The sequence below is a fragment of the Clostridium drakei genome (genome assembly GCF_000633595.2).
In the GTDB taxonomy this organism is placed as follows: domain Bacteria; phylum Bacillota; class Clostridia; order Clostridiales; family Clostridiaceae; genus Clostridium_AM; species Clostridium_AM drakei.
In genome coordinates this window covers 1-628 of record NZ_JIBU02000018.1, presented here as the reverse complement: position 1 = coordinate 628, position 628 = coordinate 1, and the positions used below count along the sequence as shown (strand labels likewise).

General features: G+C 31.2%; 1 protein-coding gene. It reads right to left on the bottom strand.

What is annotated here, in order from left to right; translation table 11 throughout:
• Window positions 1-125 precede the first annotated feature (125 nt).
• Entirely contained in the window at window positions 126-539 is a 414-nt protein-coding gene (locus tag EG57_RS0209395; protein WP_032076978.1) for a CGGC domain-containing protein, read from the bottom strand.
• Between the last annotated feature and the right edge of the window lie 89 nt (window positions 540-628).

Genomic DNA, 628 nt, shown 5'->3' with positions numbered 1-628 from the left:
CTTCTTAATGAAGTGAGTTTTCCTTCACAGCATATATCAGCCGGAATACAGTTGAAAGTTGCTTCGCTTACATATGCTTACGTCGCAATATTTTTAAACTGTGCAATTTAAATCATGCAAGTGCTCTACTCATAGCAATTATATATTCCTTCTTCTCTTTTCTTTTTAGCATTATTGCTTATATAAGATCCTTCAACTATATTTTTATAACCTTTCTTTATAACTATATTTTTTATATATTCTGCATGTGGACATCTATCATAGTGATAATTATCTGTTACCATACAAGATGCCAAGTGAACTACTACCTCATCTTTACTAATCTTATTATTTTTATATACCTTCTTTGAAAAATGCTCTAATTTGGAAGCAACTCCCTTTCCGCAGCATCCACCACAGGTAAAAGAAATATATCTTGTGTTATCATCATAATTCTTAAAAACCTCATCCTTATTATAAAAAGCATTTGTACATGCAAATCCACTGCACCTTTTATGTGCAATATCACATTGAATAATAACAACATATTTAGTACTCATAAATTATCACTCCTTTTCTTTAAATTATAATTTAGTCGCTTGCGGAATTCCGCAAGCGTTGATTCGCCTAACTTTTTAGCCGTTAGGCT

What these genes read in the sequence shown, in the direction of transcription:
- EG57_RS0209395 (WP_032076978.1), bottom strand. Translation starts at nt 539, where the DNA reads ATGAGTACTAAATATGTTGTTATTATTCAATGTGATATTGCACATAAA.